Origin of the sequence: Caulobacter sp. (genome assembly GCF_035254145.1) — a bacterium.
Classification (GTDB): domain Bacteria; phylum Pseudomonadota; class Alphaproteobacteria; order Caulobacterales; family Caulobacteraceae; genus Caulobacter.
In genome coordinates, this window is sequence record NZ_DATFAV010000321.1 from 1 (window position 1) to 9,741 (window position 9,741).

10 protein-coding genes, 1 tRNA gene and 2 pseudogenes are annotated in these 9,741 nt (G+C 68.6%); 9 read left to right on the forward strand and 4 right to left on the reverse strand.

Annotated elements, in window-relative coordinates; all coding sequences use genetic code 11:
* The 7 genes and pseudogenes from VJ655_RS19125 to VJ655_RS19155 all read left to right on the forward strand — a co-directional run.
* Positions 1 to 118 (forward strand): annotated as a pseudogene (locus tag VJ655_RS19125) (2'-deoxycytidine 5'-triphosphate deaminase domain-containing protein); the annotation flags it as partial.
* Positions 119 to 269: 151 nt separating this feature from the next.
* Positions 270 to 584: pseudogene (locus VJ655_RS19130) on the forward strand (hypothetical protein); the annotation flags it as partial.
* Between the two features lie 115 nt (positions 585 to 699).
* Positions 700 to 1,137 (forward strand): hypothetical protein, encoded by a 438-nt coding sequence (locus VJ655_RS19135; protein WP_324113854.1) that lies wholly within the window; start codon positions 700 to 702, stop codon positions 1,135 to 1,137.
* 25 nt (positions 1,138 to 1,162) lie between these two features.
* Positions 1,163 to 1,747: a hypothetical protein gene (locus tag VJ655_RS19140; protein WP_324113856.1), complete on the forward strand. Its 585-nt coding sequence runs from the start codon at positions 1,163 to 1,165 to the stop codon at positions 1,745 to 1,747.
* Entirely contained in the window at positions 1,744 to 1,938 is a 195-nt protein-coding gene (locus VJ655_RS19145; RefSeq protein WP_324113858.1) for a helix-turn-helix transcriptional regulator, read from the forward strand. Before VJ655_RS19140 ends, VJ655_RS19145 begins: the two co-directional genes overlap by 4 nt.
* 84 nt (positions 1,939 to 2,022) lie before the next feature.
* The gene (locus VJ655_RS19150) at positions 2,023 to 2,910 is read left to right on the forward strand and encodes an alpha/beta hydrolase (protein WP_324113860.1); all 888 of its coding nucleotides are present in this window, start codon (positions 2,023 to 2,025) and stop codon (positions 2,908 to 2,910) included.
* A gap of 71 nt (positions 2,911 to 2,981) precedes the next feature.
* The gene (locus VJ655_RS19155) at positions 2,982 to 3,872 is read left to right on the forward strand and encodes a TraB/GumN family protein (RefSeq protein WP_324113862.1); all 891 of its coding nucleotides are present in this window, start codon (positions 2,982 to 2,984) and stop codon (positions 3,870 to 3,872) included.
* Between the two features lie 6 nt (positions 3,873 to 3,878).
* On the opposite strand, the gene VJ655_RS19160 is transcribed toward VJ655_RS19155, so the two are convergent.
* The gene (locus VJ655_RS19160; RefSeq protein ID WP_324113864.1) at positions 3,879 to 4,487 is read right to left on the reverse strand and encodes an HD domain-containing protein; all 609 of its coding nucleotides are present in this window, start codon (positions 4,485 to 4,487) and stop codon (positions 3,879 to 3,881) included.
* 80 nt (positions 4,488 to 4,567) lie between these two features.
* Positions 4,568 to 4,642: transfer RNA gene (locus VJ655_RS19165), tRNA-Gly, on the reverse strand.
* A 120-nt stretch (positions 4,643 to 4,762) separates the two neighbouring features.
* On the opposite strand from VJ655_RS19165, the gene VJ655_RS19170 reads away from it, so the two are divergent.
* Positions 4,763 to 6,748 (forward strand): alpha/beta hydrolase family protein, encoded by a 1,986-nt coding sequence (locus VJ655_RS19170; RefSeq protein WP_324113866.1) that lies wholly within the window; start codon positions 4,763 to 4,765, stop codon positions 6,746 to 6,748.
* On the opposite strand, the gene VJ655_RS19175 is transcribed toward VJ655_RS19170, so the two are convergent.
* Positions 6,745 to 7,755 carry a S41 family peptidase gene (locus VJ655_RS19175; RefSeq protein WP_324113868.1) on the reverse strand — a complete coding sequence of 337 codons (1,011 nt, stop codon included), beginning with the start codon at positions 7,753 to 7,755 and terminating at the stop codon, positions 6,745 to 6,747. The genes VJ655_RS19170 and VJ655_RS19175 overlap by 4 nt on opposite strands.
* 48 nt (positions 7,756 to 7,803) lie before the next feature.
* Between VJ655_RS19175 and VJ655_RS19180 the strand changes: the two genes are divergently transcribed.
* Positions 7,804 to 8,469: a winged helix-turn-helix domain-containing protein gene (locus VJ655_RS19180; protein ID WP_324113870.1), complete on the forward strand. Its 666-nt coding sequence runs from the start codon at positions 7,804 to 7,806 to the stop codon at positions 8,467 to 8,469.
* Between the two features lie 3 nt (positions 8,470 to 8,472).
* Here VJ655_RS19180 and VJ655_RS19185 read toward each other — a convergent pair.
* On the reverse strand, positions 8,473 to 9,741 hold a 1,269-nt coding region (locus VJ655_RS19185), incomplete at its 5' end, for an ATP-binding protein (RefSeq protein ID WP_324113872.1).

Below are 9,741 nucleotides of genomic sequence, written 5' to 3' on the forward strand. Positions count from 1 at the left end.
GGCGCGCCTGGTCTACGAACCGCTGACCGCGCGGCCGGCCCGGCTGTACGGCGAAGGCGGCTCGCACTACCAGCGCCAGGGTCTGAAGCTCTCGAAGCATTTCAAGATCTGGTCCTGACGGCTCTCGGCGGAGCTGTCGCAGGTTCGCGCCGCGCGGCAACGCGCCGCACTACATCTGGTGGACACTGCGTGCCTTTGCACAAATTCTAGTCCGGCTCTCGCGAAGGCGTCTCCTTGAGTCGCCGGGCGCGGAGAGCGGCTAAAGTGCACGGAGTCCCGTCTTGGCTCGCATCGTTCAAGACCCGTTTCTGATCCTCCAGGGGCGCGTGGACGCGTGGGAGCGCTGCGCGCGTATCCCGGGTTGCGACAAGTCCATGTGGCGCCAGGACGCCCAGGGGCGGGTGATCCGCTGGTCCGACTTCGGCGACCGCTTCTCGCGCTACGGCTGGCAAGTGGTGAGCCGCCCTCGACCCGGGGTTCTGGGCCGCGCCCTGGCCGCCAAGCGACTCGAGGCCACCCATTGGCGAGGCCTGACCCCGGACGCCCTCCGCTCCGATCCGTTCCTGGGACGCGAAGCCGCCTGAAAACGCCAGGATTTTCCGGCGTTTAGTCATCTATCCTAGACAATATGACAACTTCGCTTGACATGTCGGACCGATAATGACAACTTTCCTTGTCATTTCGATTGGGGAGCTTGTCATGAGCGGTGAGGTTGGGCGCCAGGGGAAGCGCCAGATGTTGGCGCAGCAGATCTTGGTCGGGTGTTTCCTGGCCGGCGGGGTCGCCGGGGCCGGCAGCTACCTGCTGAGCGATCTGGAGATCGTGCTGCCGCGGGGGCTGCTGTTGGCCGCCAGCATCCTTGTCATCGTGGCGATGTTCGCCGCCTCGGTCGTCTACTGGCGCAACATCGACGAGGCCGCGCGCGAGGCCCACAAGTTCGCCTGGTTCTGGGGCGGCACGGGCGGCATGCTGGCGATGCTGCCGATCGCGGTCCTGATCAGCTCGGAACGGCTGGTCGCGGTCCTTGGCCAGCGCCCGCCCGCCGAATGGGTGACCCTTGGGTTCATGTCGCTGCTGACCGCCCAGCTGATCGGCTACGGCCTGGTCTGGGCCGGCTGGTGGCTGCGCCAGCGCTGATCCTCAACGTCGAAGGGAGAGCCTCATGGCCCAGAAAACATCGCCTTGGCTGAAGTGGGTTTTGTTCCTCGCCGGCGTGGTCGCGCTATCGGCCGTGCCCTTCTTCCTGGCCTTCTCGCACTTGGTCAGGGGCGTGGCCTTTCCGATCGCGGTCTTCGTCTGGTTCGTGGTCTTCCTGGCCTACGTCTTCTACGGCAGCGCGCGGCTTAAGACCGGTCGGATCGGTCCCGTCATGCAGCGCTATCGGCGCAGGCTTGCGGTGGCCATGATGAGCTACTGCGTCCTGCTGATGGGGTCGCTCTATCTGCTTCGTGGCGTGAGCCTGTCGGGCCCGCTGTTGTGGTTCGTCGCCGCCGCGCCGGCCCTTCCCATTCTCGGCGTGCTTGTCGTGATGGGCCTCTACTTGAAGGAAGAGCCGGACGAGTTCGAGCGCGCGGTGCATGTCGAGGCGATGATCTGGGGTCTCGGTGTCGTGCTGGCGGTCACCACCGTCTGGGGCTTCCTCAGCAACGCCAAGGTGGTCGCCGCGCCGCCGCTGTTCCTGGTGTTCCCGCTCTTCTGCCTGTCCTGGGGGCTGAGCCAGCCTCTGATCCGCAGGCGTTACCTATGAAGAACCGCCTGAAGGTCCTGCGCGCCGAGCGGGACTGGAGCCAGGCTGACCTGGCCGAGCGGCTCGAGGTCTCGCGTCAGACCGTCAACGCCCTGGAGACGGGCAAGTACGACCCCAGCCTGCCGCTGGCCTTCAAGATCGCCCGGCTGTTCGGCCAGCCGATCGAGGCGATCTTCCAGGACGAAGCCTGACACATCGCCTCCCGGCGGCTTTCGACCCTTTCGCTCGGCGCGGCGTCGCCGAACCCTTTCGCGCGCCTGTTCAAGGAGAACGTCATGCGCAAACCCATCCGCCGCTTCGCCATCCTGATGGCCATGTTGTCCGCCCTGGGCGTGTTCGGCGGCCGTCACGCCCACGCCGCGACCCAGGACCGGATGAGCGTGACCGTCACCGGCAAGGGACCTGATGTCGTGCTCATTCCAGGCCTGGCCTCGTCCGGCGCCGTCTGGGACGCCACGGTCAGTCAGTTGTCGGCCACCCATCGCGTCCATGTCGTCCAGGTGGCGGGCTTCGCCGGCGCGCCCGTCGCCGGCGACGCCGAGGGGCCGGTGGTCGAGCCTCTGGTCGAGGCGGTGGACGCCTACATCAAGGCCGCCAAGCTGAAGTCGCCGGCCGTGATCGGTCATTCGATGGGCGGCTTCATGGGCCTCTTGCTGGCCGAGCGCCACCCGGAGGATGTCGGCCGGCTGCTGGTCGTCGACAGCCTGCCGTTCTTCCCGCTGCTGTTCTCGCCCGCCGCCACGCCCGAAAGCGTCAGGCCGCAGGCCGCGGCGATGCGCGATGGCGTGGTCGCCATGAGCCCCGAGGCGTTCGCGAGCCAGCAGGCGATGACCATGCCGCGCTTCGTCAAGTCGACGGAGGGCCAGAAGCTGGCGCTGGAATGGTCGAAGGCCTCTTCGCAATCGGTGGTCGGCCGCGCGATGTACGATCTGATGACCACCGACGCCCGGGGCGGTCTGGCTGGGGTCAAGGCGCCGATCACGCTGCTCTATCCCTACGATCCGGCCATGGGCGCGCCGCCCGCGACGATCGACAAGATCTACGCCGACGCCTACGCGGCCCAGCCCGGCGCGGTCCTGAAGCGGATCGACGATAGCCGCCACTTCATCATGCTCGACCAGCCCAAGGCGTTCGCCGAGGCCGTCGAAGCCTTCCTGAAATAGTCGGCGCTCGCGCGGCGGTCCTTGCGCTCGCGGTCGCCTCGCCTGAATTCTAGAAGCGAAACGGAGATCCCATGCTTCTCAAGATCGGTTGTTCACTGCGCCGCCTGGCGGCGGGTCTGGCCTCTGTCCTAGCGCTTGGCGTGGGGGGAACGGCCCTGGCCGAGCCCGCCCTGTGGGCGATCAAGGACAGCGACTCGACCATCTACCTGTTCGGCACGGTTCACGTGCTCAAGCCCGACACCCAATGGCGGTCGGCCAAGATCGACCAGGCCTTCAAGAGCAGCGCCGACCTGACGCTGGAAATCGTCGGCGCCGACGATCCGGCGGTCATGCAGCCGCTGGTCCTGAAGTACGGCCTGGATACGGCCCATCCGCTGTCGGCCAAGATCGGGGCCGATCAGTTCAAGCGGGTCGCCGAAGTGGCCCAGGGCGGCGGCGTGCCGCCCCAGGTCCTGGAGTCGATGCGCCCGTGGCTGGCGGCGGTCTCGCTGTCGATGGCCCCGGTGATCAAGGCCGGCTATGACCCCCGCAGCGGCGTGGAGCAAGTGCTGGCCAAGTCGGCCAAGGAGACCGGCAAGGTCGAGGCCGCGCTGGAGACGCCCGAGCAGCAGATCCGCTTCTTCGCCGACCTGCCGCCGCAGACCGAGGCCGACTTCCTGCGCGCCACGCTGGAGGACGCCGACGAGGGCGTCGACAAGATCGACAAGATGGTCGCCGCCTGGGCCGCAGGGGATACGGCCGCGCTGGAGGCCGAGTTCGTCTCCGACATGAAGGGCAAGTATCCCGAGCTCTACGATCTGCTGATCGTCAAGCGGAACGAGGACTGGGCGCGCCAGCTGAAGGCCAAGCTGGCCGGCTCGGGCGTCAGCTTCGTCGCCGTCGGCTCGGGACACCTGGTGGGTCCCGACAGTGTCCAGGCCCAGCTGGCCAAGCTGGGGATCAAGGCCAAGCGGGAAGAGTAGGGCGGCCTATTCCGCCGCCCGAGACGGCATGTAGATCGACCGCTTGGGCGTGCTCATCACGCGCCCAAGCATCGGCTCGAACGCTTCCAGAGGCATCGACTTGAAGCTCGGGTCGAAGGCCTCCTGGTCGTACACATGGCAGAACTTGGCCGTGTATTCGAAGTCAGGATGGCCGCGGAACTGGTCGCGCAGGTTCCGGTCCAGCCCCAGGTGGTGGAAGAAGTAGTAGCCCTGGAAGATCGCATGGTGGGCCACCATCCAGTGGTTCCGCTCCGACACGAAGGGCTGGACGATCGCCGCGGCGATGTCGGCGTGATTGCGCGGACCTAGGATGTCGCCGATGTCGTGCAGCAGGGCGCAGACGACATATTCCTCGTCCTCGCCGGCCTGGTGAGCGCGGGTGGCGGTCTGCAGGCTGTGTTCGAGACGGTCGATGGCGAAGCCGCCGCAGTCGCCCTTCAAGAGATTCAGGTGCGCGATCAGCCGTGTCGGCAACTCGCGACCGAACTCGCCCGCCGCGCCGGCGATGATCGCCCAGTCCTCTGGCGTGCCGTCGACCATGGCGTGGAACTTGGCCCGGTCATGAGCGTGCGGATGATCCTCGCCATCGGCCATTGCGTTTCTCCCCAAACGTCTGTTTGAGGCGATCGTGCGCCCGAAGCCGGCGAGCGTCAACGTGAGGGGTGGGGAGAGACTGGAGCGGGCGGGGGGAATCGAACCCCCGACATTCAGCTTGGGAAGCTGACGTTCTACCTCTGAACTACGCCCGCCAGAAGGATGCTCCGTTTAGCCCGCCTCGGGATGGTACTCAAGCCGTGTTGCGAGACTTGATTTTGCGCGGGGTCGCGGCGTCTAGTGAGGATAGGGCGTCAATCTCCAGTAGAGTCGCAATGTTCAAGATTTTCCGTCGGGCCATGACCGGCCTGGTTCTCGCCGCCTTGGCCCCAGCGGGCGTGGTCCTGGCCGCCGACGGCGAGGCGGCGCGCGCGTTCGGGGCGCGTCCGGCGGTGCTGAGCGCCAGCCTTTCCCCGGACGGCCAGTCGGTGGCCCTGGTCCAGCCCTTGGCCGAAGCCCAGTCCAGCGCGGTGTTCGTGGCGCGCCTGGACGGTTCCAGCGCGCCAAAGCCCATCCTGACGGCCGACGGCCGCCCCTACAGGTTGTCGGAATGCAATTGGGTGTCGAACACGCGCCTGATCTGCGAGCTGCGGATGCTGCTCAAGAGCGACGGGACGCGGATGCGCTACAGCCGCCTGGTCGCGGTGAACGCCGACGGCTCTGGCGTGAAGGAGCTGTCGGCCAAGCCGTCGTCCTGGGAGCAGGGCTATCACCAGAGCGGCGGCGAGATCGTCGACTGGCTGGCCGGCGAAGCGACGGGCTCGGTGCTGCTGACGCGCCTGTACGAGGGCGAGAATTCGACCGGCACCCTGATCGGTTCGAGCGAAAAGAAGGGCCTGGCGGTCGAACGCGTCGACACCGCCACCATGGTCCGCCAGACGGTCGAGGCGCCGCGCGGCGACGCCATCGGCTACATCTCCGACCAGCACGGCGCGCTGCGGATCATGGCCCTCGCGCCCAGCAACAGCAGCGGCTATCTCAGCGGCCGCGTCGTCTATTTCCACCGCCCCGCCGCGGGCGGCCAGTGGCAGGCGATCCCGACCGCCGGCGAGATGGCCGATTTCAAGCCCGAGGCCGTCGATCGCGACCTCAACGCGGCCTACGGCTTCCAGACCGTCAACGGGCGCGACGCGCTGGTGCGGGTGTCGCTGGACGGGTCGTGGAAGCGCGAGGTGCTGGTGGCGCGCGACGACGTCGACATCGACGAACTGGTGCGCGTCGGGCGCCAGCATCGCGTGGTCGGCGCCAGCTTCGTGACCGACAAGCGTCAGACGGTGTTCTTCGACCCGGGCCTGAAGGCGCTCGAGGCCGCCTTGTCCAAGGCCTTGCCGGGCGCGCCGAGGGTCAGCTTCGTCGACGTCAGCCAGGACGAGAAGCGCCTGCTGCTTTGGGCCGGCAGCGACGTGGATCCCGGCCGCTACTATCTCTACGACCGCAACACCAAGCGCCTGGGCGAGGTCGCGCCCGAGCGTCCCGACCTGGCGGGCTACAAGCTGGCGCCGGTCAAGGCGGTCACCTACGCCGCCGCCGATGGCGCGGCCGTGCCGGCCTATCTGACCCTGCCGCCGGGCTCGGACGGCAAGAACCTTCCGGCGATCGTCATGCCGCATGGCGGGCCCAGCGCGCGGGACGAATGGGGCTTTGACTGGCTGTCGCAATATTTCGCCCACCAGGGCTTCGCGGTGCTGCAGCCCAATTTCAGAGGCTCGTCCGGCTATGGCGAGGCCTGGTTCCAGAAGAACGGCTTCCAGTCCTGGAAGACCGCGATCGGCGACGTCAACGACGCGGGACGCTGGCTGACCGCCCAGGGGATCGCCGCGCCGGGCAAGCTGGCGATCGTCGGTTGGTCCTATGGCGGCTACGCGGCGTTGCAGAGCGCGGTGCTGGACCCGAACGTCTTCAAGGGCGTCGTCGCCATCGCCCCGGTGACCGACCTGGAGAGTTGGCGCCAGGAGTTCAAGAACTTCACCAACTACAAGGTGGTCGACGCGTTCGTCGGGCGCGGCCCCCACGTCAAGGAAGGCTCGCCGGCCCAGAACGCCGAGAAGATCACCGCGCCGGTGCTGATGTTCCACGGAGACCAGGACGTGAACGTTGGCGTGGGGGAATCGCGCCTGATGCTGTCGCGCCTGAAGGGCGCGGGCGGCAAGGCCGAGCTGGTGGTCTATCCAGGCCTCGACCACCAGCTGGATGACGCGCCGACCCGGGCCCAGATGCTGAGCCGGGCCGACGCGTTCCTACGAAGCGCCCTGGGGCTCTAGACGCCCGCCCGGGCCAGCTCCAGCGCCTTGTCCAGGGCCTGATCGGCTGGGACGACGACGTCGGGCGTCAGGCCCACGCCTTCCCAGTCCTTGCCGGTGTCGGGATCGAACGCGCGACCCACGGGGACGAAGGCGGTCAAGCCAGCGCCGATGGGTTCGAAGCCGCCGAAGTGGTTGGCGCCCGCGGTGCGCTCGCCGACGACGAGGCCGCGATGGGTGCGTTGCAGGGCCAAGGCCAGGTGCTCGCCGGCCGAGGCGGTGGCGCGGGAGGTCAGGTAGAACACCTTGGCGCCGCGAAGGCGGGTTTCGGCGTTGGGCGTGACCCAGTGCTCGCGACGATAGACGCCGGGCGGCCCGACCACGTGGCGCATATAGGCCGGGTCTCGAGGCGGCTCCTCCAGGGCGTCGACCACCGACTGGGCCAGGTCGAGGGTGACCAGGCGGGTCGGCTGGGCGAACAGATAGGGCAGGATGACGTCCATCTCGTCGGGCCCGCCGCCATGGTGCCCGCGTGCGTCGAAGATGATCGCCTTGGCGTCGGCGTGCTCCTTCATGAAGGCCTCCAGCGTCGCCAGGCTCTCGGGCGAGCCGTCGAACATGGTGAAGCGGACATAGGCCACGCCGTCGGCGATCCATTTGGGATCCTGGATGGCCGGTCCGTCCGAGGGGCGCGCGGCGCGCGGGCCCGGAGCGCCCCCGACGCCCGGGATCGACACCCGCAGGTGACCGTCCGCGTGAACCGCCTGGAGGTCCGTTGTCAGGCGCTTGGCCAGGACGGCGGGGTCGTCGATCCGTAGATAGGTCGCCCGGTTCGCCCGCAGCATCGCCGCATAGAGCTTGCCCACGGCGGGGTCGACATAGGACGCCTCCAGCTTGCCGGCCAGGCTGTCGACCGCCTCGCCATAGGCGGCGGCCTCGACCGATTGGGCCACGGGCATGGCCAGGCCAGGTTGCGAGGTGGCGATCGTTAGACCAAGCCCGATCGCGATGACCAAATTGCGCCGCACATTCGTCTCCTTATGAGGTTGGAAGAGCGCAAGGGAGTCGACCGCCGCGTGGAAGTCCTGACGGAAACATCTCGGAAAGCTGACGATCGGCTTGCTTCGGTCGCGCTGGCGTTCGGCGACGTCACGATCGACGTCGAGAGCCGCCGCGTACGAACCCCGAACGGCGCCTGCACGCTGGAGCCACGGGTTTTCAGCCTGTTGCTGACCCTGGCCGAGCGGCCTGGCCTGACCGCGTCGCGCGATCATCTGATCGAGACCGTCTGGGGCGATCTGGAAGGTTCGGACGAGGCGCTCAGCCAGGCGGTCGCCAAGCTTCGTCGAGCGCTGGGCGACGACGTCCGCGCGCCGCGCTTCATCGAGACCGTGCCCAAGCTGGGCTATCGCTGGATCTTCGAGGCGCCGCCGCGGGCCGCCGGCCCGCCCTCGACGCGCTGGGGTCTTGGCCCAGCCTGGGTCGCGGCTGGGGCCGTGCTGGCCGTTGCGGTGGGCGGCGGAGGCGGCGTAGCCGCTTATGCCTGGGTCCAGGCCGCCGAGTCCCACCGGTTCGAGATCCGCAAGGTCCGCATGCAGCGGGTCGCCGACGGTCGTTGCGTCAAGCAGGTTCAGGTGATCCGCGGTGAGGGCAAGCCTTCCGAGGCCGAGCGCGCGCCGCCCAAGCCGTCCTCGCCCGGGTGCGAGCCGCCCGATGAATTCCGGGCGTTCGTCTTGAGATAGAGCCTAGAGGTCGGCCTCGACCGTCTCGGCCATGCCGCCGACGCAGCGGGCCAGCATCTCGGCCAGGGCGGCGGCCTCGATAGGCTTGGGCAGCACGTCGTCCATGCCCGCGGCGTGGTAGCCGGCCGTTTCCTGCTCCAGCAGGCTGGCGGTGACGGCCACGATCGGCACGCGCGGCCGGCCGGAACGGTCTTCCTCCAGGCGGATGGTCCGCGTGGCCTCCACCCCGTCCATCACCGGCATGTGGACGTCCATGAGGATCGCGTCCCAGGGCTGGCGCCGCCAGGCCTCGACCGCTTCTCGCCCGTCGGCGGCGAAGCCGCAGGCGATGCCGAACGGCTCGATCAGCGCCGCCAGGATCTTCCGGTTCGTCGCGTTGTCGTCGACGACCAGCAGGGCGGGCCGCGCCTCGCCGTGGAAGCCCGTCGGCCGCCGGGGCGCCGCGTGGTCGGCCCGCGGGCAGGGCAGGCGGATCGTGAAGGTCGAACCCTCGCCCGGCTTGGACGAGGCCGACATCGCGCCGCCCATCTTGTTGACCAGGCCCTGGCAGAGGGCGAGGCCCAGGCCGATGCCGCCCGCTGAACGCTTGGTGGAATCGTCGATCTGGCTGAAGCGCTCGAAGATCACGGCCAGCTTCTCGGGGGCGACGCCGTCGCCAGTGTCGACGACCTCGATCAGCAGCGCGTCGTCCGCGCCGCGGATGCGGCAGTCGACGCCGCCTTCCTGGGTGAACTTCAGGGCGTTGTCGATCAGCAGGCTGACTACCTGGCGCAGGCGGTCGACGTCGCCCAGCCGCGTGTCGTCGGACGCGGCCTCCAGCTGCATGGTCAGGCGCAGGCCGCGCGCCTCGGCCGTCGGCCGGTGCAGGTCGTCGAGCGACTGGGCCAGGGCGGCGAGGCGGAACGGACGCGACTTCAGCTTCAGCGCGCCGTCGTCCAGCTGGCAGAGGTCCAGGACGTCGTCGATCATCATGCGCAGGCGTCGCGCCGCGCCCTTGATCTCGAGGACCTGCTCGCGCTGGGTCTTGGTCAGGCTGGAGCGCGCCAGGATCTGGCCGACGCCGAGAATGGCGTTCAGCGGCGTGCGCATCTCGTGGCTGACCGTGGCCAGGAACCGCGACTTGGCCTGGTTGGCGCTCTGGGCGCGGCGGCTGACGTCCTGCAGCTGGCTGGTGCGCAGGGCGACCCGGGCCTCCAGCTCCTGGTTCAGGCTGTTGAGGTCATGGCTGCGGCGGGCCAGGGCCTCGACCAGGTCGCGGTTCTCGTCGCGCAG